The organism is Gordonia sp. SID5947, from assembly GCF_009862785.1.
Lineage (GTDB): Bacteria > Actinomycetota > Actinomycetes > Mycobacteriales > Mycobacteriaceae > Gordonia.
Genome location: NZ_WWHU01000002.1, coordinates 65,998 through 87,716, shown reverse-complemented (window position 1 = coordinate 87,716; position 21,719 = coordinate 65,998). Strand labels below are relative to the sequence as shown.

The 21,719-nt window shown below is 61.4% G+C and carries 24 protein-coding genes and 1 pseudogene; 13 read left to right on the top strand and 12 right to left on the bottom strand.

The features are described from left to right. Nucleotides 1-6: 6 nt before the first annotated feature. Nucleotides 7-342 (bottom strand): transposase, encoded by a 336-nt coding sequence (locus GTV32_RS23090; RefSeq protein ID WP_343287474.1) that lies wholly within the window; start codon nucleotides 340-342, stop codon nucleotides 7-9. A gap of 507 nt (nucleotides 343-849) precedes the next feature. Here GTV32_RS23090 and GTV32_RS23085 point away from each other — a divergent pair. From GTV32_RS23085 to GTV32_RS24240, 4 genes are all read left to right on the top strand, one after another. Next, nucleotides 850-1,044 carry a hypothetical protein gene (locus GTV32_RS23085; protein WP_161062727.1) on the top strand — a complete coding sequence of 65 codons (195 nt, stop codon included), beginning with the start codon at nucleotides 850-852 and terminating at the stop codon, nucleotides 1,042-1,044. A gap of 699 nt (nucleotides 1,045-1,743) precedes the next feature. Continuing rightward, nucleotides 1,744-2,214, top strand: coding sequence for a pentapeptide repeat-containing protein (locus GTV32_RS24250; RefSeq protein ID WP_343287473.1), 471 nt, complete (start codon nucleotides 1,744-1,746; stop codon nucleotides 2,212-2,214). Then, nucleotides 2,181-2,273: a pentapeptide repeat-containing protein gene (locus tag GTV32_RS24245; RefSeq protein WP_202422929.1), complete on the top strand. Its 93-nt coding sequence runs from the start codon at nucleotides 2,181-2,183 to the stop codon at nucleotides 2,271-2,273. The genes GTV32_RS24250 and GTV32_RS24245 overlap by 34 nt, the downstream gene beginning before the upstream one ends. After that, on the top strand, nucleotides 2,270-2,440 hold the full coding sequence (locus tag GTV32_RS24240) for a pentapeptide repeat-containing protein (RefSeq protein ID WP_202422928.1): 171 nt from the start codon (nucleotides 2,270-2,272) through the stop codon (nucleotides 2,438-2,440). Before GTV32_RS24245 ends, GTV32_RS24240 begins: the two co-directional genes overlap by 4 nt. Nucleotides 2,441-2,550: 110 nt before the next feature. Here the strand turns inward: GTV32_RS24240 and GTV32_RS23070 are convergent, their stop codons facing one another. Continuing rightward, a complete protein-coding gene (locus GTV32_RS23070) occupies nucleotides 2,551-2,925 on the bottom strand; it encodes a restriction endonuclease (protein ID WP_161062767.1) in 375 nt (124 codons plus the stop codon). 850 nt (nucleotides 2,926-3,775) lie between these two features. Between GTV32_RS23070 and GTV32_RS23255 the strand changes: the two genes are divergently transcribed. The 6 genes from GTV32_RS23255 to GTV32_RS23045 all read left to right on the top strand — a co-directional run bounded on the left by GTV32_RS23255 (nucleotide 3,776) and on the right by GTV32_RS23045 (nucleotide 8,478). Next, nucleotides 3,776-4,033 carry a hypothetical protein gene (locus GTV32_RS23255; RefSeq protein WP_202422921.1) on the top strand — a complete coding sequence of 86 codons (258 nt, stop codon included), beginning with the start codon at nucleotides 3,776-3,778 and terminating at the stop codon, nucleotides 4,031-4,033. Nucleotides 4,034-4,816: 783 nt separating this feature from the next. Then, on the top strand, nucleotides 4,817-5,524 hold the full coding sequence (locus GTV32_RS23250) for a DNA methyltransferase (RefSeq protein WP_343287472.1): 708 nt from the start codon (nucleotides 4,817-4,819) through the stop codon (nucleotides 5,522-5,524). 3 nt (nucleotides 5,525-5,527) lie between these two features. Next, nucleotides 5,528-6,469, top strand: a complete 942-nt coding sequence (locus GTV32_RS23060) for a DEAD/DEAH box helicase family protein (RefSeq protein WP_161062766.1) — start codon at nucleotides 5,528-5,530, stop codon at nucleotides 6,467-6,469. Nucleotides 6,470-6,562: 93 nt separating this feature from the next. Beyond that, nucleotides 6,563-6,793 carry a hypothetical protein gene (locus tag GTV32_RS23055; protein ID WP_161062765.1) on the top strand — a complete coding sequence of 77 codons (231 nt, stop codon included), beginning with the start codon at nucleotides 6,563-6,565 and terminating at the stop codon, nucleotides 6,791-6,793. Nucleotides 6,794-6,842: 49 nt separating this feature from the next. Continuing rightward, entirely contained in the window at nucleotides 6,843-7,787 is a 945-nt protein-coding gene (locus tag GTV32_RS23050) for a hypothetical protein (RefSeq protein ID WP_161062764.1), read from the top strand. 511 nt (nucleotides 7,788-8,298) lie between these two features. Next, nucleotides 8,299-8,478, top strand: coding sequence for a DUF1508 domain-containing protein (locus GTV32_RS23045; protein ID WP_161062722.1), 180 nt, complete (start codon nucleotides 8,299-8,301; stop codon nucleotides 8,476-8,478). 267 nt (nucleotides 8,479-8,745) lie between these two features. On the opposite strand, the gene GTV32_RS23040 is transcribed toward GTV32_RS23045, so the two are convergent. Then, entirely contained in the window at nucleotides 8,746-9,117 is a 372-nt protein-coding gene (locus GTV32_RS23040; protein WP_161062721.1) for a hypothetical protein, read from the bottom strand. A gap of 139 nt (nucleotides 9,118-9,256) precedes the next feature. Between GTV32_RS23040 and GTV32_RS23035 the strand changes: the two genes are divergently transcribed. Beyond that, complete coding sequence (locus GTV32_RS23035; RefSeq protein ID WP_161062720.1) at nucleotides 9,257-9,451, top strand: hypothetical protein; 195 nt, start codon at nucleotides 9,257-9,259, stop codon at nucleotides 9,449-9,451. 635 nt (nucleotides 9,452-10,086) lie between these two features. Next, nucleotides 10,087-10,170 carry an SHOCT domain-containing protein gene (locus GTV32_RS23030; RefSeq protein ID WP_237422012.1) on the top strand — a complete coding sequence of 28 codons (84 nt, stop codon included), beginning with the start codon at nucleotides 10,087-10,089 and terminating at the stop codon, nucleotides 10,168-10,170. A 45-nt stretch (nucleotides 10,171-10,215) separates the two neighbouring features. Here the strand turns inward: GTV32_RS23030 and GTV32_RS23025 are convergent, their stop codons facing one another. The 3 genes from GTV32_RS23025 to GTV32_RS23965 all read right to left on the bottom strand — a co-directional run bounded on the left by GTV32_RS23025 (nucleotide 10,216) and on the right by GTV32_RS23965 (nucleotide 11,610). After that, nucleotides 10,216-10,851, bottom strand: a complete 636-nt coding sequence (locus GTV32_RS23025; RefSeq protein ID WP_161062719.1) for a DUF6308 family protein — start codon at nucleotides 10,849-10,851, stop codon at nucleotides 10,216-10,218. A gap of 89 nt (nucleotides 10,852-10,940) precedes the next feature. After that, nucleotides 10,941-11,330, bottom strand: coding sequence for a hypothetical protein (locus GTV32_RS23020; RefSeq protein WP_161062718.1), 390 nt, complete (start codon nucleotides 11,328-11,330; stop codon nucleotides 10,941-10,943). A 145-nt stretch (nucleotides 11,331-11,475) separates the two neighbouring features. Further along, nucleotides 11,476-11,610, bottom strand: a complete 135-nt coding sequence (locus GTV32_RS23965; RefSeq protein WP_272918301.1) for a hypothetical protein — start codon at nucleotides 11,608-11,610, stop codon at nucleotides 11,476-11,478. Nucleotides 11,611-12,404: 794 nt separating this feature from the next. On the opposite strand from GTV32_RS23965, the gene GTV32_RS23010 reads away from it, so the two are divergent. Further along, the gene (locus GTV32_RS23010; protein WP_161062716.1) at nucleotides 12,405-12,833 is read left to right on the top strand and encodes a hypothetical protein; all 429 of its coding nucleotides are present in this window, start codon (nucleotides 12,405-12,407) and stop codon (nucleotides 12,831-12,833) included. Between the two features lie 262 nt (nucleotides 12,834-13,095). On the opposite strand, the gene shbA is transcribed toward GTV32_RS23010, so the two are convergent. The 6 genes and pseudogenes from shbA to GTV32_RS22985 all read right to left on the bottom strand — a co-directional run bounded on the left by shbA (nucleotide 13,096) and on the right by GTV32_RS22985 (nucleotide 19,387). Further along, nucleotides 13,096-13,695 (bottom strand): RNA polymerase sigma factor ShbA, encoded by a 600-nt coding sequence (shbA, locus tag GTV32_RS23005; RefSeq protein WP_161062769.1) that lies wholly within the window; start codon nucleotides 13,693-13,695, stop codon nucleotides 13,096-13,098. 313 nt (nucleotides 13,696-14,008) lie between these two features. Further along, entirely contained in the window at nucleotides 14,009-14,920 is a 912-nt protein-coding gene (locus GTV32_RS24235; RefSeq protein WP_161062715.1) for a sigma-70 family RNA polymerase sigma factor, read from the bottom strand. An 800-nt stretch (nucleotides 14,921-15,720) separates the two neighbouring features. Further along, nucleotides 15,721-17,211 carry a hypothetical protein gene (locus GTV32_RS22995; RefSeq protein ID WP_161062763.1) on the bottom strand — a complete coding sequence of 497 codons (1,491 nt, stop codon included), beginning with the start codon at nucleotides 17,209-17,211 and terminating at the stop codon, nucleotides 15,721-15,723. Between the two features lie 35 nt (nucleotides 17,212-17,246). Continuing rightward, nucleotides 17,247-17,436: pseudogene (locus tag GTV32_RS24230) on the bottom strand (hypothetical protein). Nucleotides 17,437-17,548: 112 nt separating this feature from the next. Next, entirely contained in the window at nucleotides 17,549-17,974 is a 426-nt protein-coding gene (locus GTV32_RS22990) for a hypothetical protein (protein WP_161062762.1), read from the bottom strand. A gap of 624 nt (nucleotides 17,975-18,598) precedes the next feature. Continuing rightward, entirely contained in the window at nucleotides 18,599-19,387 is a 789-nt protein-coding gene (locus GTV32_RS22985) for an AAA family ATPase (RefSeq protein WP_161062774.1), read from the bottom strand. Between the last annotated feature and the right edge of the window lie 2,332 nt (nucleotides 19,388-21,719).

Below are 21,719 nucleotides of genomic sequence, written 5' to 3'. Positions count from 1 at the left end.
TGCGGGTCAGCAGGCGCGCAGGCGGTTGATGCCTCGCGTACGTTCAGCGACGAGGTCGTTGCGATGTCCGGTCAGCAGGTCGAGTTCGATCGCGAGGTCGTCGGGCACGGTGATCGTCGCGAGATCGCCACGTAGGCGGGCTGTCTGAGCGATCACGACCGCGTCGCGAGCATCGGTCTTGCCCTCACCCGCAAACGCACCGGTCATACTGTGCACGACGCGACCGGGCACATAGCGGATCTGCTGCCGCCGTGCAGCCAGCACACCCCGCAACAATGCCGACTCCGCGCGGTCATATCGATCGCCCACCACACCACGTCTCGACACCAGCGACCGGTCCACCAGCGCTTCGATAGCATGCTGATCGTTGGGAAGCCGCCGAGACACAGCACTGTTCCGCCTCGTCGACCGCGGCGGCGTGATGCGCATGCCGACCGACATCGATTCCTACCCAGATCTTTTCGTCCATACTGTCTTCCGTGTGCGGTTGGCTCGTCAGGGTGGTTTCGCCGGCACACCTTTACACAGCGACAAGTTCGCGAACACATCTCAATCAGCGGCCGAAACGACCCGTCACGGTCCGGGGTGACCTTCCACGCCAAGCCACCAGCGACAACAGGTGATTGTCGAGCCACGCCCCGAACCGCGGACGAACGTCCGAGGCGACCGCCCCGGACGTACTCCAACGTAAAGGTGATTGTGCGGGAGCGGTGCAGGTGCGGGAGGGCTTGGTGTCGCGGTAGCGCGTCGGTCTTCTGTGCCTAGGTGAGCGGGGTAACCGGTGACGGTGCGTGCTGCTGGGTTTCGGAGCTGGGAGGTTTCGAAAACGCGGGTCGTAGGCTGCGCCGCATGTTGATAACCGCTCTCTCTCAGTCGGCGCATCAGACCTACCAGTTGATGCTGATGGTTGCGATTCTGGTGGCGATTACCCTCACCGTGATTGCTATCTGCACGAAGCGGTGGGGGGATTACGGCTGCCTCGCGGGTGTGGCCTGGTTTTTCGTACTCGTCTTTTGGTCGGTGGCACAACCGTTGTTGTCGTGACCCCGTGGTGCCGGTGACGTGGCTGATGTGGTGGGTAGGGCGCGGACCTTCCCTCCGTGCCCGTACCCACCACGGTGGGGACTCTACTAGACTTCGTACGTATGTTCGAGTGGATTTGTGGCCGGATCGGCGGACGTTGCGGTTGTGTGAGCCGCCGCGTGCGGTGGTGGTGGACATGTCGGTGCTGGACCCGACTGCTGGCCGGCCTGTTGGGTTCGCGCCGTCGCAGGTGTCGTTGCGGGTGAGGGCATTCGGTGTTCGGGTGGAGCGTGAGATGCCGGCCCGCCTGGTGGCGTGGTTGCAGTTGTGTGATGGGCAGTGGCGCGCGTTGTGTGAGTTGCCGATCCAAAGTGTGAATGGGGTGTCGCGGGCGACGGTCACGTTGTGGGTGCCGCCGGAGGCGATGCGCCTTCCGGCGGATTCACGCACGATGCCCTAATCGCGGTTGAAGAAAACGTTCCGCCAACGATGGCCCCCGCGAAATCGATTGCGCTTGTCGTGAGCAGACCGACAATTGGGTTTCACTGCGGCGGCGGCACATCAAGTGCATCATCCGTGCGACGACCAGGCATTCGTGTCGCGCACTCTGGGCCAGGACGGGCAGAATCCTGATGTGACGACTAATCCGCCTTCGCGGCCTGGGCCGCTAACACTCCTCTGGCAACGCATCCAGGCATGGTGGCAGACCGCACCTAGCCGGTGGGCGAACGCGAAAGAGTGGTTGCCAGACCCGCCCGGTGGGTGCGTGACGGTGTGGTCGCACTACTGATCGCGGGGGTGGTCTTGTGGGCTGGTGCAAGACTTGATGATGCCAGAGCGGATCGCGATCGAGAGATCGCAGCTGCCGCCGCTGCGCGGGCAGAACGACTCGAGAACGTGCGATTTGTACGAGAACGATCTAACAATGATCCCTTGCAGGAGCGACCTTTTGCAGAGCTGAGTTTGGATACGATGAATCTGGCAGGACTTGTAATGACTCGTGCGAACCTGACCGACGCGAACCTGACCGACGCGAACCTGTCCGACGCGGACCTGAGCCATGCGGACCTGACCGGCGCGACCCTGGCCGGCGCGGACCTGACCGGCGCGGACCTGAGCCATGCGGACCTGACCGGCGCGACCCTGCCCTCGCGACCCTGGCTGGCGCGACCCTGGCCGGCGCGGACCTGACCGGCGCGGACCTGACCGGCGCGGACCTGACCGGCGCGATCCTGCCCTCGCGGACCTGACCGACGCCGACCTGACCCATGCGACCCTGATCGGCGCGACCTTCAACGGCGCGGACCTGACCGGCGCCTGTGGCACAGGCATACAGTGGCCAGTCTGGTACACACCAGAGCCCAGCCGTGTTAATCATACTAACGACAAACACACGCCATGCCCGAGACACGGATAAACCCCGGGACCGGACGAACTCCACTCCATAACAGCAGGCTGCGCGTCTCGAGGCTCATTGGCCGAGCGCCTGAACGATTGAGGTATCTCTATGGGCTGGGCTAATTGACTTCACGTACCGGGGGTAGGTGTAGCACGCGATGCGGTACCTAGCGGCGAAAATGGTTGCCTTCGGGTATACCCCGAAGCGGAGAAGAATAATGCCTGCTTGTTCAATGCGGCCGCGATCCCCAGCATGCGCTGCACCTCGGCGATCCCGACGGCCGTTTGATGATGCTTGACCTGTGCAATCGCCTCGTCACATACGATGTCAATACCGTCGTCAGCGCCCGGAGACGTCAGTTGGGCATCTTCGTAGTGCGATGTGTTTTGCATCCACCCACACACATAGCGCTCGGCCTGCTGCCAAGTCATGCCGTGCAGTAATCCTGCTGCAGCATAGATTGTTTTCGATCTCGCCGCTTGGATGCTGCTCGACCAGTTCATCCATATCTTGTTTTGATGCGCTTCTCTACTGCAGCTTGGTGCCGGGTCAACACTTGATCGCGCCGCTCAAGGTGAACGTCTGGACACCACTGGCCGATTGAATGAGTCCCGCTCTGTGTCCGCAGGACCAGCATTTGCGGTCCATATCCATGACCAGAACGCCGTCGCACCCTGTGCAGGTACCACTGATGATGCTCCGCCGCTCCTGCGTCGCCTTGATGCGCTCGCGTGTCGCCTCCATGCGCTCTTGGGCATCTTCGGACGAACGCTCCCAATCCTGGAGGCGCTCGGTCCACGACCGCTTCCTGCCCAGCATTCGAGCAGGATACAGAGAACTCCCTCCGATGCAGAACCCGCACCCGACTGAAGGTGACGAGCACGTCGAACACCAACTATTTGCCTGGGGACGAAGGCGTGGGCTACGCGCACCCAACACCATCCTTATTCGCAGACCGTTGCGGCCGCGAAGTAGTGTTGACCGCTGTGAGCAACGAACTCCATGCGCTTCTCGATCGGGTGGCGAGCACCGATCCTGAGACGGCGAAAGAGCTGCGCCGACATATTGACTCTTGCAGTCGCGGCGTCAGTTCGGACTGAACTTCGAGCGGCACACCCTGAGTCGGTCGCATGACCGGGCGACCGATCTCGGTCGGCGACAAGGTCCGGTTCCTCCAGTGCGGGGAGAGTTGGCCGACGAGTCGGACGCGGTCTGGGTTGTCACGAAGCTAACTGGGCCGAAGAAGGCCAAAGTCGCACAGCTGATCGATCCGCGAACCAAGGAAGAGTCTTCGCGGTCGATCGAAGATCTAGTGTTCGTGCAGACTTCCGCGATCCAATCTATCCGGGACTGGTGTCGACCGGACGGATCGGGCGCGGCGGCGACAAACCGTTTCAGACGGTGATCAACAGCGAGAACTTTCATGCGCTCGAGGCTCTACTGTTCACAAACCGGGGCAAGGTCGACGTCATCTACATCGACCCGCCGTACAACACCCGGGCAAATGACTGGAAGTACAACAACGACTACGTCGATCCTAACGATTCCTATGCGCACTCAAAGTGGCTCGCCTTCATTGAACGGCGGCTGAGGTCGCACGGGAGCTGCTGAACCCTGGGGACTCCGTACTGATCGTTACCATCGACGAGAAGGAATACCTGCGGCTCGGGTTGTTGCTGGAGCAAACGTTCCCGGAAGCGCGGATCCAGATGGTCAGTGTTGCGATCAACCCTCCGGCCAGAAGCGAGACGGTGCATTCAGGCGCTCTGATGAGTATCTGTTCGTCGTCTCGTTTGGCCGGGCTGAGCCGACGCCTCTGGTCTTGGCCTGAATGGCGCGGCGGGAAATCCACGTCGACGGCCAAGATTCGTTGGGATGGCTTTCTACGCAGCGGCACTGGTGCGCAGCGACAGGAGAGCCCACTAAAATTCTACCCAGTCATCCTGTCTGAAGCGGGCGAACTTCTCCGGTTCGACCAGCCAATCCCTCCTGACGCCCGTCGGGAGGATTACGAGTGCGCCGACCCCAGCGAGGTGGCGATCTGGCCCATCCGCAAAGACGGCAGCGAAGGCCGGTGGCAGACCAATGTCGCTACCGCGAAGAGGCTATTGGCTAACGGGTTCATTCGATCGGGCCGCTTCAACGGCGAACGCACGGCGATCTCATACTTGAAGTCCGGCGAGCAGACCAAGCTGGCACAGGGCGTGTTCGGGGCCTATGAGATCGGAAAGAACGGCCATGTCGTCGTAGAGAGCGAGTCAGCTCAGGGAAACCGTGCCATCCCGACGACGCAGTGGAATCTGACAGCTCACTCTGCCGCCGACCACGGGTCGAGCCTCCTGCGGAAGCTGATCCCTGGGCGATCGTTTTCCGTTTCCCAAATCCCTATACGCGGTGGAGGATTCGCTGAGGTTCTTCGTCAAGGACAAGCCGGAGGCACTCATCCTCGATTTTTTCGCCGGCTCAGGGACGACCGCACATGCGGTGATGAGGCTTAACAGGGAGGATGACGGTCGCCGCCGGTCGATCCTGGTCACCAATAACGAGGTCAACGACGAGGAGGTCTCACTGCTGAAGCGTGGATTGCGTCCCGGCGACTCCGACTGGGATTCGCGCGGCATCTGCGAGCGCGTCACCAAGCCTCGGATCACTGCAGCCGTGACCGGCTGCACCCCCGAAGGCATCACGATCGACGGCGACTATGCGTTCAGCGACGAGTATCCAATGGCCGACGGGTTCGAGGAGAACGTCGAATTCTTCACACTGACCTACGAGAACGCCGCGCTAGTCGAGCTGGATCTGGCATTCGAGAGGATCTCACCTCTGCTGTGGTTGCGGGCTGGCGCCGAGGGCAGGGTCATCGACATACGCTGCGACACTTTTGATGTGGCTGAGAAGTACGCGGTGTTGTTCAGTGTCGACGCCGCAAGTGCGTTCCTGTCGGTGGTCGATAGAACTAAAGGGCTGAGGGTGGTCTACATCGTCACTGACGATGAGCCGCAATACCAGGCGATCGTGGGGCAGCTGCCCGACGGCGTGGAGCCGGTCAGGCTTTACGAGTCGTACCTGCGCACATTCCAAATCAACACTGGGAGAGCCTGAGCCATGAAGTTCACGCTAAAGGACTATCAGGTCGATGCCGTCGACAAAATCCTGACAAGACTCGGCTACGCCAGGGAAGACTGGCGCGGCCGCGATGAACGGACGACGTTCGCGCTGTCGTCGACGACCGGGTCCGGAAAAACCGTGATCGCCGCAACGGTGATCGAGGCGCTGCTGCACGGCAGCGATGAGTTCGACGTCGAGGCTGATCAGACCGCAGTTGTGCTGTGGGTCTCCAAGGACCCCTCGCTCAACGAACAGACCAGAGGGCGATTCATCGAGTGCGCTGACAGAATCCCACCCGGCGACCTGGTACTGCTGGACAAGACCTTCGCCGGCGATTCGCTGAAGACCGGCAAGATCTACTTCATCAATCCCGACAAGCTCAGCAAAACGGCCGATTTCGTCAAGCACACTGACTCACGCCACTACACATTCTGGGAGATTCTGGACAACACGATTGCCGACGAGGACAAGACGCTTTACGTGGTGCTTGACGAGGCGCATGAGGGTATGAAGGCTTCGTCGAGCAACGACCAAACGATCGTCCAGAAGATCATCAACGGCAACGGGGTGAACCGAGCGGTCCCGATCGTGCTTGGAATCTCGGCGACAGTGCAACGCTTCGACTCTGCTATGGAGAAGGCTTCAGTCTTCACCAAGCGCAGCAACGTCGAGATCGAGCCGAAAGATGTGCAGGCGTCGGGACTGCTGAAGAACTCTCTGACGCTCGACATCCCGACGAGGCCGGCGACTTCTCGACGACAATGGTGCGCGACGCAACAATCGACTTTGTCGAGGTGTGCGAGCGGTGGGACAGCTACTGCGAGCAAGAAGGTATTGAGCCGGTACTGCCGCTGCTGGTGGTGCAGATCCCGAACAAGACCGCAGGTGAGAAAGACTCGGAGAAGGGCCTCGCCGAGGAGAACGACCTCATTCGCATAGTTCTGGAGACGGTCCGGAAGAACTGGCCCGCCATGGCCGGCGACTGCGTGGCTCACGTTCTCGGCGATCGGGCGATAATCGAGGTCGGCGGTTATGAGATCCCGAGGGTGGCACCGCAGGATATCGAGAGCGATCACCCGCATTCGTGTGCTGGTCGCCAAGGAACGCGGTCTCGACTGGGTGGGACTGTCCCGCGCCGAAGTGCTGGTGTCATTGCGGCCGGCCAGGGACGACACTTACGTCACTCAGCTCCTCGGCCGCATGGTGCGCACTCCGCTGGCGCAGTCGACGAGCGTCGATCGCCTGAACAGCGCGGCGTGCTAACCTGCCCTACTTCGACAAGGCGACGGCGAAGACGGTAGCCGAGGAGATCATGGGGATCATCCCGCCGCGCGCAGGCGGGTCGAACGTCCCGGTGCCGAACGTATTGTTCGCCCCTGCGACATTGGTTCGCAATCCAGAGGTCGATGCCAGGGTTGTCGAGCTGATCGCCGGACTCCCGTCGTATGCAAAGCCCGCCGCGGCGCCCAAGCCGATCAAGCGGATGCTCAAAGCCGCGGTCGAGCTGTCCCGTGACGAACTGGTGAGCGATGCGGACAAGGCCGCGCACGCAGCGATGTTCGAAGTGCTTGACGGAGTCACTGTGGCAAATCAGGAAGCCGTCGACGAACAGACGACCAGATCATGGACCGCGGATATTCGACGCATCACAGCCAAACACGGAGACAATGAGGCCTCAAACATGATCGAGGTCCGTTCCGCTGACGCAACGACGGTCGACGATGCGCTGCGGCACCTGCGTCGGATGCTGACGACCTCAGTGGTGAACAAGTACCTCCAACGAAACATGCAGGCGGCAATTCACGAGGCGTACGAGGCCGGCGATCCAGACATTGACATCACTTCGGTCCGGGCACGCGTGGCGGCGTTGGCCTTCATCGACGCTGACGTCCAGGGCCCGACCGAGGATGCGGCGGACTCACTGACCCGCCTATGGCTGACGACGAAAGCAGCCGAAATCAAGGCTTTGAACGATGTGCGCGCCCGCGTCTACGAAACCATCGAGGACATGGGTCGCGAACCTGAGCGCGTAGCCATCCAGGTCAAGGATGACGAGCGAGTCGGTACTCAGGACCCAGACGGCAAACCACTCCCAACGGTGCGCCGGCACGTGCTCTCCACGTCCGGCGGCGACTACCCGCTGGACCTGAAGATGACGAAGAACCGCTGGGAGCGAGCGACGATCGCCACGAGCTTGCCAGTGGTTCTCTCGAGGGGTGGTACCGCAATCCGTCGGCCGCAGGCAAGTACTCGCTGAGGATCGCACACAAATCCGGTGACGTGTGGAAGTCAGTACAGCCGGACTTCGTATTCGTGCACCTGGCTGACGATGTCCTGCAGCCGTCGATCATCGACCCGCACGGCGCACATTACGGAGACGCTGCTCCTAAGCTCAAGGCACTGGCGCAGTAACGCGACGAGCATGGCGATGCCTTCGACCGGATCATCGCGATCGGTGTCGAGAGTGATCGCGAACTGATCGGACTCAACCTAAAGAGTCCGGCGATCCGAGCGGCGGTCTACGGATCTCCGGCAGACAGCGACTTCGATCAAAGAGCTGTACAAGAGACACGGAATCAAGTACACGACAATCCCTGAAGGTCTTTAGGAGCAGATACACGCGCCCAAGACGCACTGGATAACCTTGGTATCAGTCTTGAAATAGGCAATGCCGCTCAGCGAGTTACCCATTTCACAGACATGCTCACACGAGCGGGCTTATCCTCGCTGCCATACCTCCATTAGACGCTGATGGGAGAACACATATCGTGGCGGGCAAGTTTGAACTGTACAAGGACAGGGCCGACAAATTCCGGTTTCGGCTGAAGGCGGCGAACGGCGAGATCATCGCCTCCAGTGAGGCATATGAGTCAAAGTCGGCCGCCCAAAACGGTATTGATTCGGTGAAACGCAACGCCGCAGATGCAGCGATCAATGACCAAACGTGAGCGCGGCGCGTAGAGCGCTGTCGTGTGAGCCTGTCATTGCATCCCAGGCAGACGGTCCGGTGCGCGAACTCGGCGCCATTCTTACAGCTAGTGCAGTAGGCGAGAAATGTTTGTAGTCAAGACCACTTCAGATGGCATCAAGCCAGGTTCTAGCGCGTTGCGGGGGGCGGTGAGGTAGCTACCGGCGTGGACGATACACACGCTGTAACCGTTATCGTTGCGCACCACGTCGTCGGGAGTGGTGACGCCCGGCGCCAGCGAGCCGATCTATGTACGACGGCCTACAAGCTGTCGTACTCCACCGTTCTCATCCACGGCGTACAACGAGATCCTCAGCAGATCAAGAATCCGCTGAGGCGCTCGTATGGCCGCATTGACTGATCGACGCTCGTCACGCACGACCAACGCAAACGACGCACACTCATCGAACTCGGTTGGCATTCGGCTCACTAGTTGTCCGATGGCCGTATTGACGTCCAGTCCCGGTGCGGTGGTCGCACCCTTGGCTTCAGCGTAGAGCGTGTGTCCTTCCTTCTCGGCAACGACGTCGACGAAGTCCACCTCAGTGCGCACTGTCCACCCCTGCGTGGACAGCCACCCCACAAACCCCTCAACCACACGCGCCTCGTCACCTCTCATGACGTAACAATAGGTGGCTTCATCCGACAGTAAAGTGCGTCAGGTTGTAGTTCCGACTTTTATTGGACACCTAGTGTGTGACTACACTCGGTCGGAGTTTGGTCAAAGGGACACACTTCTGAATTAGGAGCGTGCAGACATGGCAATCACGCGATTCGAAGGCCATCACTGCTCGGTTGTGCTCGATACTGTGCTGCGCACAGTGACGATGGAACACTCGGGTGCATTGACGCTAGGCGCGAAGAAGAAGGCCTCGCCGCGAGTGATCGCTTTTGACGACATCGAAGCTGTCGAGTATAAGCACAGCAACCTCGGGGCGGATCGTTTCGGATAATTCGCCATGACCGCGACGGGTACAAGAAGTTGGTCGCCAACGACTTCAACGGCTTCATCGAGAAGCCGGGGAATCCGCAGCCGAGTTCGCCGATGAGGTGCGTGCGGCCGCAGGCCTTCCCGTCGAGCAGCCAGCCGTGTCGGCAAAGAATCCAGTCGCAAGCGAAGCAACGGCGGCTGACCACGAGGGCTCGGTTGCTCCGCAGCAGCCCAGTCCTCGGATAGGTGCCCGCCAGTCAGGCCGTCACGATCGGATTCTGGCCGAAGGTGCCATCGGACGTGGCGACCATTTGACCATCTTTCGAGATGGCACTTTCACGACCGGTCGATCCAGTTCGAGTCACCGAGACCAGCTGATCGGGTTTTCCTATGATGCGGATTCCATGCGTCGCAAGTCGGTGACCGGCCGTGCTGCCGCAACATTTGCGTCTGGCGGCTACTCGCTGCTCGCTTCAAACAACCGCGGTGTCCTCTACGTGACGGTGACAGGAGTGGACACCGGTTCTCGAACCTACACAACCAGAAACCCATCGGGTGCACTGCTGACGTCCGTCAGAGCGCTCAAAGCCGCCGCCGACGCATGCCAGAACAGGGCACCCACCGCCTGCCGCGGCATCTGATGATCTGACAGCACAGTTGACGAGGCTGGCCGAACTCCACGCTTCCGGGGCACTGTCTGACGCTGAATTCGCTGACGCGAAGCGCCACTTACTCACTTGATCGATCATTGGCCCTAGCGACCCGATTCCAACGGACAGTGAACGCCTATCGGCCTCTGTTCGACTCTCCCTGCATCCAGGCAAGGGTGTCGAGGATACGGAGTTCGCTGATGTGGTCGGGGAGCCTGGCTTCCGTGCGGGCACCGCGGATGCGCCGGCGAAGATCAGCATCGGTGCGCAGTGCCTGGTGGATAGGGGCGAGGTGTGGCCCTCCGCGGGTACCGAGGACGTCGACGACAACCTCGTCCCAAATGGGGTAGAGCCGGGGACGTTTGCGGGCGATCAGTTTCGACGCAATGGTGGTGCCGATACCTCGCACGGATCGGAGCCGGGTGTCAAGCAGCCAGGCCGGCCAGGTGAGGTCGATGGGGCCGGGTTCGTCGGCGAGGTCGCGGTCCACTCCGACAGCGGTCAAATATTCGACGAACTCGTCACGCTGGTCACGCAGAATCTCTCGTGCCGCCGCAGGGCCGGCATTGACGGATAAGAATCCGATGGCGATGAAGTCGTCGGCAGTGAAGATGTTGGCGTCCGCGGCTCTGGTGCCGGTGGAGTCCCAATTGTCGAAGGTGGCGCCAGTGTATGCGGTCCCCGGGTAAGGGTCACCGAAATAGCACCGAAGGACCGCTGCCGCAGCGGTGGGATCGTCAGTTTGCAGGACGGTCGGGATCGTAATGCTCATGGACTCACTGTGCCAGCACACGTCCGACTACAGCTGTGGGTCACATAGCGCCGAACCAGATGGAGCGACCCGCGAGTGCGACTTGTGCTCTAGAGACCCGCGACCAACTGTTCGACCTTCTGCCCCTCGTCCGCCGGGAGGCCCTCATTGATCTGGACGAATACCAAGGCGTTCGGTGATCCGTATCGATGCGGGCCAGCGAGCGATGCTGCCTCGTCGTAAGCGTCGACGGTCTTGTCGTAGATCGCCCTGTCCGAGAACACGAGGACCTGGCCGGATTCGCCGGGGACCGACGGCAACTCGAACTCGTACTTCTCGGTGGCGCCGATGCCGAGCCCCGTGGGCTCGGACTCTGTGCAATTCGCCCCGACCTTTAACTCGACGATCTTCTCGCACACGGCCGCCGCGTCCAGCTCGGTCGAACCTGGATTTGCTGCATCGACGGTGGGGGTCGCGTCCGCCCCGACTGACGCGTGCATCGACGTTGACTGATCTGAAGTTTCGGCCGTGTCGTCTGAGGAACAACCAGCAGCTCCGAGGACTGCCGCGGCCACGATGACCGGAACGATGCGCCGCACTGTGGCCATGAGCGAGCTCTCCTCGATGAATGCAGTGTTGTCCGCATCAGCTTGCCAGATGTTTGCTGCGCGCCTCGCCCCACATGTTCCCGCCGGCGTTGAGATCGGTCGATATCGCGTGCCATTCCATCGCGGGGTGGTAGACCGCGCCGAAAGCTGCCGCGACCTCCTGCCACCGCACCGCCTGCTCGCCGTCACCGTCCGGCGAGAGCGTTGCACCACCTGTCCGAAAGTTCCATCGGTCTCTCGTCTCAAACCGCTGTACCTCCCGTACGGACGGAAGGAAGTTGGGGGTCTGTTTTGTCGTCTAGAGACCGGACACGATGGCGATCATTGGTGCGAGGCTGAGGACGAAATGGAGCTTTAGCCGCCGTGCTGTCCTCGCGAATGCCAGATGTTTCCAGCCGCTACAGCGGATCACCGCAGCTCGCACAGACGACTTCACCGGATTCGTAGATCGCTCCGCAGCAATACGACGGGGACCCGCTGACCTCGAAACAGGCCTCGTGCCAGTCCTCCCCGTTGAAGTCGAGATGGGAGCTCTCATCTTCGATCGGCTCCTCGCATCCCTCACACGTAAGTACCGTCATACTCGTCCCTCATACCGTTTCTGTTGACCGCAGGAGAGTTCTCACTGAGAGCCCTCCTGACTCGCACTCGTCGACTGTCACGAGACCCACCTTAGGCCCGTTACGCACTCCAACTCGGCTCTGGCGGCTGCAGACTGACGCGAGAATCTCTCATCTGTTTGGAGAAACCAACGGTGACGTGCGAGGACTAAGACGCTGAGCGTCAACGACAACCGGCACGCTGACCCGACCGGCACAGTTACTCAAGATGCCGAGGGCCGAGTTCTCTCATCTGTTTCGACTCGTCTCCTTTTAGAGCCGATAACGTACGTTATGTAAAGTAACAGTTTACACCGCTAGGCTAGCGTTACTTGACAGTCGTCGTAGTGGCAGCGAAGGTGAGACTGTGACACCGCAAATGGGACACTCCCTCGCCGGCATCGTCGACGACTACAAGCGCCGCTCCGGACTGTCGGATGGGGCGATCGCAACAAAGATCGGCATGAGCCGAATGAATCTAAACCTGTGGCGCAAGGAGATTCGCGCCCTACCGACCCACGACAACCTGGTTGCGGTTGCCCAGGTGACCGCCACGTCCTACCGGGTCGTGTTGGATGCTGCGCTGGCTGACTGCGGATACCTTGCCACTCCCCCGACTGGCGACGAGGTGTCCCTGGACGGGATCGTGGCGGTGTCCCTCATTTTCGGAGGCCTCCTGGGTCGGGCGCTCACCCCGTCGGAAGCCTCGCGCCTCAAGTCTGCATGGCAGGCCAGCAGCCCGCGCACACTGGACTCCATCGCCGAAGCGCTCGACCCACAGGAAGGGAGTCACTGATACGTTCCGCCCCAGCCCTTTCGGGCCGACGATCTGCCACACCAGCAGCGGCACCACGATCAGCGCGAGCCATCCCCACATCAGTCAACCTCCCTGTCCAGGGGTTGGATGCTGCCTGAACCCACGAGTTTTTCCCAGCCCTGGCCGGTGCGCGGTCGGTGTGGCACCGTTGGGTCTGTCACGTGCTCTCACTCCGGGCGGTGTCCAGAAACGCGGGTACTATCATCCCCGTGTCGTTAGCGAGTAGCTCAGTGCCCTGCCATCACAGTTCGCGGCGCTCACGCACTGTCGACAATTGCTCCGGCGCCTTTTTGAGTTCCTCTTTGAGCGTCGCCAACGCGCGGTGCTGTGCGGCACGGACCTGACCCGGGGTAGCGCCAACCGCGTCGGCCGTCTCTTCCAGCGACAAACCGTCAACCAGCCGCAGCAACAGCACATCCCGCTGTTTGTCCGGCAATGTCCGGAGGAGCGCCAGCATGCGGTCGGTGTCGGAGTTGGAAGTCATCCGGTCGGGTCCGTCGGTGGCCGACACCGCCTCGGGAACCGCGACTACGGTCTCGACCCTGACCCGGCCGGCGATGCGCTTGGCGTCAGCGACCTTGTGGGCGGCGATCCCGTATACGAAGGCCATGAACGGCCTGCCCTGGTCCTGATACCGGGGCAATGCTGTCAACACCGCCAGCAACACCTCCTGCGCGATATGGTCGGCGGAGAACAAATGCCGCTCTCCGACTCCAATTCGCCCTCGGCAATAGCGCAAGATCGGACCCTTCACACTCTCGAGAACTGACGTGAGCGCGACACGATCGCCCTGCCCTGCAGCGCGAACCGCCTCGTCCAGCTCAACACCCGCCAGCCTCACCGGATACCGATTAGATGGCTGTCGCCGCGCCAACATCTGCTCCGTCTGAACCGGTCCCGATCGGCGTGAATCACTATCGTCCACAGCTGCCACCGCTGTAGTGATGAGTTCGGCCATCCACGTAGAATCGTCACTTGTACCGCTAGTCTCTTTTGGCGGCGAGGACGGCGCATCGTGTGCAGTTGTGTCGATGATCGATGCTTGTCGACGAATCTCGCGGGTGACGTCTGACGGGGTGCGTTTCCGAAGAGCTCGCGCGCCCGCAGTACCTAGTGATGACCGCTCGATCAGGGCTTCTATGTCCTCGTGTTGCTCACTCATCGCGGGTCACCTCCTCCGCCTCTGGCTGTTGATTGTTGCCCTTGAGTTTCTTGCGCATCCGGTAGAGCACGCCCTCCACCTTTCTCGCGGATTTATCACCTGTGATCTCGGCGATCTCAGCGAAGTCATAGCCTTCGAGGTGGAGTTTCAACATTTCCTTTTCGCGGGTCGACAGGCTGTCCATCAACCGCGTAACAAAGTCGTTCTCCGCTGCTATCCCGGCTGGATCGCTGGTGCTTGTTGACCACATGAAGCCCGCGTCGTCTGGAAGGGCGTCCATCCGATTGATGCTCCTCCACCGGTTCTCGGCGCGCTGGTGGCGATTGAACTCGTTGGCGAAACTCAGCACACAGGCGCCCATGAAGTACGTGGTGATCGAGGCGCCACCTTCTGGGTTCCAGCCACTGCCAGCAAGCGCTTTCGTCCGGAACAGGATGAGTGCTTGCACCACAACTGCGTCGGAGATCTCCTCGCGCAACGTGGGTGTCGTGCGTAGCGCGTCGCGGTCCTCGTCGGTCGGTTGCACGCGCCGATTCTTAGCTGCGGTCAACGCAAAAATGTATCCAGTGAATAGCCAGGCGTTCATGACCGCCATGCCGTAGCCGGCCAATGCTTCGGCGTAGCGGTCCCAATCTCGGCCCGCGAAACCTCCGGCGAGGAGACGTTCGAAGGTCTCTCGGTCCGCGGCAAGTCGTAGGAGTCGCTCTTCTCGCTCCGAGATCTCGTCCTGCTGGTCCGGCGTAGCTTCACCATCCGCGAGCTCGGCGGTCGAGAGCGTGAGCGCATCGCCGGGGTTAGCAAGACACCACCCACAGGAGCCAGGGTCGTCTTCTTCGCAAACACAGCTGGCGCTATACCCATGTGCGGGTTGTAGATCATCGTCTGGACCCGAACTCCCAGCCACCCCGCACTCACCTCCGTTCGGGCACCGTTCCTATCGCCGATCCCTTGCCAGGTCTCGGCTGGGCCTTTCCACTCGCTCTCCTCGCAAGCTCGTCGAGTCGACCGGAAAAGCACAGTCGACACCTTGTATATACGCCCGGACCGTTCACCCCACGGATTTCTTCAAAAAGAATTTTCTAGGCTCTACCTGGGGAAATAGCGTGGGGTGTCTCCTTGTCGTCGACCTACGAGGTTACAACCTCTGGTCATACAAACGAATGGAGCACGCGATGACGGCGGGTTCGAAGAAACCAACTGAGTACATTCTCACCGCCCGGTCTGCGCTACTGATCATGATCGCCATGATCGTTGCGGTAGCTGCGGGAGCCCTAACCTACGCAGCGTGCCGGTCAGTCCCTGAGTCGCTACTGGCTGCGGCGCCGGCGTTTGGTGGGAGTCTGCTCTGGCTAAACAAAGTGATCGAAAGCGACCGCTAGCATCGCGCGAGTTACCACAGAATGATGACCACCACCAGTTCCGACGGCTCGACCCGGACTGATCCGGTCCGGCTGACTTGGGTGCCCTCAGGGCCCCTGGAGGACCTCGGCCGTCATCGTGTGTTTGCCCCCAATACCGACATCTACGCCGAGTGCGCCGGCTGACCCGCATGGGCAACAGGAACGACCGCCATCGCCACCGCGATCGCGGTCACCCCCGGGCCCCGGCGCATCGGCGGGAACTCCGTTATCCCGGCTGGAATCCAAACTTGGATCGGCAGAGGTCACCGGCGACCCTCGCGGGTGACAAGGAGATGGGACAACGCTAGGTGCTAGTTGCGGCTTCATCATTGGGCCTACTGACACGCGGAGGCCACTCAGCAGGTACAACGCGGTCGGGCTTTTTGCTCAGATCTTCGTCCCAGTCGAACACCATGTTCTTCCACGCGCCTGGGTCGTCGAACTCGCAGAGGTGCGTCGTCTCAAAGTTGACAAATGCGAAGATCGTGGTGTCACTCGCGAATTTAGCCTGACGGAAGGTCGCTCCAAGCCCACTGAAGCTGGCGGCTCTGAAGGAGGTGCTTGAGCTGCCGAACGCAGCCTCGATAAACGACGTCGTGTCGGCAAGGAACTTGGCTTCGTCGAAGATCAGGCTCGTGCCCAGGAACTGGGCTCCGCGGAACGAGGTGTTCTTTCCGTCGAACCCCGCGCGCATGAACGAAGTTTGGTCGGCGTGAAACTGAACATTCTCGAAGGACGTGCGGCGGCTGTCGAACTGTACGTCGGCGAATGTGGCAACCGGGGTGTGGAACTGCGCCGAGTCGAATGTAGTCCTCGATGAGTGAAACTCTGCGAGATCGAACGAGATGTCCTTTCGACACCACACCTGTGCGCCCGCGAACGAGGTGACCGTTCGGTTCATGAAGATCGCACCCTCGAAATGGATGGCGTCACCATGGAACTGGGCGTTGGTGAAGAAGGTCGATACACCGTTGAAATTTGTTTCAAAGAATGCTGTGTGCATGCTGTGGAACTTCGCCTCCTGGAAAGAGGCGACTCGGCTGTGGAACTCCGCGCGTTCGAAACGTGTTCTGCTCGACCGAAATTCAGTCTCTCTAAATGAGGCCTGCTGCCCGTGAAAGTGCACGTCAGCGAAGTCCGTGCGTTCACCGCGGAAGACGACTCTGTCTAGGTTGACGTCGTGCAGGTGCGCTCCAGTGAAGTCGTAGTCGAGGTCTCGCCAAGTTTTTGACTCCGCTCCGCCTGACTCGTCGGGGTCGGAGTCGGGGACAGTGAGGTGGGCGGCAATCGTGCGCATGATCGTGTCGCGCACCGGCTGATCCGGCGGGGGTTCGGTGGTGCTGGCGTCAGGCGTACTACGCAGGTAGGCGCAGAGCAGGTTGATGCACACTTGGGCATCGGCGATCTGATTGATGCGGAGCCAGTCGTCGGCAAGTGCCGCTATGGCGTAGACGCCGGCCTGGCTAATCGTTGTCGAGTCGTTAGCGAGTTGTTCGACCGCAGCGGTGTATCGCTCCCTGAGGGTGCGTATGGTATCTGCGTCGTGTCGGCGGTCTTCGACGGCTTGGTTTACTTTGCGTTCTTGGTGTCCGTTGTAGAAAGCCAGGCCGCCGGCCGAGAGTGCGAAGAGTCCTGCGGTCGTGGCGCCGTAAGGTGTTGCGGCGGCTCTCCAGAAGTCTCCCCAGTTCTCATTGGTGACCGCGCAGGAGTAGATGATGGGCGGCGCGGCGTAGACGCCGCCGATGCCAACGAGTGCGCCGAGACCGATCCCGCAACGCTTCAGCATCGACGCCACTGACCGCCTCCTAGGTTTCGTTTACAATCGCCCTGTCACGGAAGGTGTTCGACTTGAGCGCCAGTCTCTGTGGCGCATTCCTCGTCGGCGCCCGCCTCGTCTGCGGTGAAAGACCTGGACGGCCGACGGTCGGCCCGGCGGCCGCACGATGAGCGTCAAATCTGCCAGCGCCGCTCGTTGACGCTTCGGCGGCTGCCAGTTTCGTACGCCACCCGCCACATCAATGTTTCGGCCACCTATCTACCGACTCTGGCTGGACTAATACGATGGTCCCGGCGGATACATCGCAAATCGCCACGGACAAACCTTGATTCGGGCTGAGCACTCGTCACGGGGGCTAGGGAACAATCAGGGTGTACTGCACGGGCTTTTGCGGAATTGCTGGTGTTGCGAAGCCGATGGCTCGCAGTCCCCCGCCGGTTCGCAGCACCTGGGTCACCGGCTTTCCGCCGCGTGGGCCGGCGCTGATAGGTGCACTCCAGTGATAGACGTTCGGGATTGTCCAGTTGGCGAATGCGCGTGTGGTGCAGACCGGGTTGCGGCTCCATTGGGGGCCGTCGCCGGTAAAGGCGCTTGGTCGGTAGGAGACGAACACTCGCCCTGGTTGGCGGGGATCGGTTTTCGCGCTCACATGAATTGTGCCGCGACAGTTGGCGTGGTTGCCGAAGGTCCAGATGTCGTCGCCATAGGCTGATAGTCGAGGCGCTTCTGTCGGCTGAGCCGATGCGGCGCCGGTGAGCGCTGATGCCGCGGCGGTAATCATTGCAGCGGTTGACATAGCAAGTGCGACGGATCGGCCACGTCCACGAGTGGTTCGGATGCGCATGGGTCCCTACTCCCCTATTCAGATTGAATGTCACCTACCGACCTGAGAAGACGGCAATCGACCCAGGCCCACCCTCACCATACGACGCGAAGGTCGCTCCTCCATCTCAACGGCGACTCCGCAACTCACACGGCGCACGGCGGATTCGGACGGCAGCGGCGCAAGGCCCACGGAGATTTCGGCCATCGGCGCGCCTAGGATTCTGCCAGGCTGGCAGTACTAGCTACGGTAGCTAGACTAGCTAGCACCCGTGCTTCTTGAGATACTCATCGAGTGCCCTATCCGTGATCGACTGCAAGCTGATGCTCGTATCTCCAGTCTCATACCTCAGCTTGCTCACGCCTCGGATTGCGCGCGCCTTCACGCTCGGGCGAATACGAACATTGTGCTGCTCGGTCATCTTCTCCCCTGCCTCGGCTACCTCGTCGACGACTGCGGCAGTTGTAGCTAACGACGAGGGCTGATCTTCGGCCACGCGGGGTGAATTGTTGGGCTGCGGTCGATCCGGAAGGTCTTCGCCGGGATGGCGATTCCGGCCGATTGCAGGTGCTCGATTGACGTTCATGCTGTTTCCTTGACCTTCTCGCTCAGATCGAGTTCTGCGAGGAGGTCGGAGTAGGCCAACTGCAGAGCGATGGCCCGACCACCCCGGAAGCTGTGGATCGGCGTGTGCGCGCTGTGCGCGTCCTGGCGAGCGGCAAGCTCAGGTACTGATGTCTTCGCGACCAGCTCGCCATACACCTCTCGCAATTCTTGCTCACGGTAATTGTGCTCACCGGTGTTGCGGCGTCGGCTGAGGATTATCTTGTCGAAGGTCAACGTGGGATTGGGCCGTCGGGTGACGTTACGGATGGTCTCTTCGAGATTCCCCACGCCACGCACACTGTCGATCGTCGGCTCAGTAACTGCCACTACCCCGTCGGCGGCGCAAAGTACTGCAAATAGGAGCTTCCCGAGGCTTGGTGGGCAATCGAACAGAACGACCGAATATGGGGAGAGATCGACGCCTTCGAATGCCAGATCAAGGCGAAAAATCAGGTCATTTGCGCCGTCAGCTTCGATGTTAGCCAGGGCCACACTCGCCGGTATCAGGTCGACGCGCTCCCACGGCGTCGCGATCACCGCGTCGCCGGCAGTCCCCTCTTGACTGTGAGACATCAGATCAAACGATGTGGCGGTGTCATCATCGACCGTGATATCGAGTCCTGTGGTCGCGTTCCCCTGGGGGTCCATGTCAACGACGAGCACGTGCCCACCACTGGCGCTGACCGCCGATGCAAGTCCAAGCACGGTGGCTGTCTTTCCGACTCCCCCTTTCTGATTCGCGATGGCAATCTTTCGCGGCTGCATCGTTGAGTTCTCCATTCTGGCGACATTCACGGTTGCTAGCAGAGCTATGGGCGCTAGGCTACCGTGGCTAGCTCGCGTAGCGAGGGAAGCTAGAGTGCGTGTCGCGGTAGACATGCCCAAGTAGAAATAGCCTGCGTAACTGCAGCGTCACGCCACAACTGACAAACGATCCTCTTGCTAGCTTCCGTAGATAAGCTAGCTTCCATAGCTCGCCTAGTAACGGTAGCTACGCTCAATACCCTAGCTACGGTGCATATCTGACGTAGCCCTGCGTGCTCACGTAGCCCTGCGTGCTCACGTAGCCCTGCGTGCTCACGTAGCCCAGCGTGCTCACATAGCCCAGCGTGCTCACATAGCTGGGGAGTTCGGACTTCCGAAGGGCTCAACGGGCTTCCATCATCCATCCTCGGCAGCCGCCGCCCGCGGCGCCAATCGGCTGCCGAGGCGCCGTTGCAGATCAGCGCCTCGGCGCGACGAGGCTGGTGCTGTGGTGAATGGCAGCACAGTTGTCGCAGCGTCGGGGTGGGTCAGCCGGGAGCGGAGCACCACCAGACCACGCTTACTTCGGGCCTGTTCAGAGCGTGTTTCTGCATGCCAGCATCGCCGCTCTGCAACTACCCGCGCCCCGATCTGCTGTGCCCGGTCCAAAGCGCCTGTCGCGTCTGCCGCGTCGTCGAGCGAGGTGTCAGAACGTGCCACCCACGCAGTGCTCCGTCCAGCGCCGACCCGTTGGGCTAAGCCTGCAGCTTCGAGTGCCCGAAGGTGGCGCACCGCGCCGTAGGACTGGTCACCGGCGGGTATGCCGCATTGACGCGCAACTGTGGTGCTGGACAGGGGGGTGGAGGAGTGGGCCAGGACGGACCAGGTGCGTCGGGAGGGGTGACCAAGGGTGCCCCAGACCGGATGGGTGAGAGTTGGGAGGGGGGACTTGTGACGTCATGGGCCACTTTCCCCCGGTATATGCCAGCGGGCACCGTAAGCGTGTACAGATTGGCGTGGCGTGGATTACCGGCTGGCCAACGCTCGACGAGCTGGAGAAGACCGCGGGACACAAGTTCGCGAAGGGTGCGGCTCGCTGTGCCGTCGGAGAAGTGCATCAAGGTGTTGAGGTCTCTGCGGGCGACTGGACGTGCGTGAATGCCATGGCCGTCCGCAAAGCGGTGCCGCACCAAAGCGGCAGCCGTCGCGGCGAGATCTGCTTCTGGCCACCACGCGACTTCGTCGAGGACTGCGTCAATCACGCGCTGATCTTCAGCAGGGATGTTTGGAGTGTGTGCGCGGGCCCGCCCCACGATCGACCGCCAGTGACGGTTGCACGCCTCCCAGTGGATGGGGCCGTGGGCACCCCGTTTGCGGTGGGCCTCGAGGTCGCGCTCCCGGAACTTGGCAAAACAGGGCATGCGTTCGTACCACCACCGAGCTGCGGCGTACGACCGGACGCCGTGGCGCCATAGACGCCACGCACCGTTGGTCGCGGCCAACGAGCGCTGCGGGTACACCGCAGACTCATTCAGAACACGCCAGTCGTCAGCGGTCAGCGGTGTGCGTTGCCGCCAGGCGCGTGGGGCCTCCCATTGCAATTCGGCTGTGGAGCTGCGCGCCGAACTGAGATCGTAGACAGGCCGAGCGGCTTCCCAGTCGGAGGAGTGGGGGAGTGCGACAAGCTGGAACTGAAGGTCCTTCGTCGCTTCGCTGGCGCGCCGGGCTGCGGCGAGGGCAGTGATGGGCAACAAGGTGTCTTCATCGACTGTCGTGCAGGGGCATGGCCCTTGAGGGAGATGCTTCCAGGCAGCCTTATCGGTTTGCGACCACGGATGTCGATGTCGGCGGATGCCGGGAGAGCTGCGCGGTGATGGTTTCGGAGCCGGTCAATTAGCTCAATGAGATGAGCGCGCGCCCTGTCCGTCGGGCACACGAGCGCGACATGAAGACAATCGGGCCGGCCTGAGGTGGCGCAATGTGCAATGCCTGCACCTACATCGGCGGCCGCGTCGCGGATTGTCGGCCAGACGACGTGCGCGCACTCGTCGATATCGAGGACCAGCAGCTCCTGCCGAAGCGGGGCCACGATCGCCCAGGCCGCTCGGCCGGCCCCAGCCCGCTCAGCCTCAGCCATGAGCACCCCGGCATCGCCGGCGTCGATCTTGATGGGCTTGTTGGAACGCGCTGTTGGCGCCAAGGCGTAGGCCACCGTGCCCGGCGCCAGCAAGATTCGGTAAAGCTCGGACCAGCGAGACTCGACCGCAATCGAGTCGTGATCCGACACGCATCCATCAGAAGTAGCGTCGCCAAAAGGGTGCGCGCTATCCTGAGACCAGTCCGGCAAGAGACT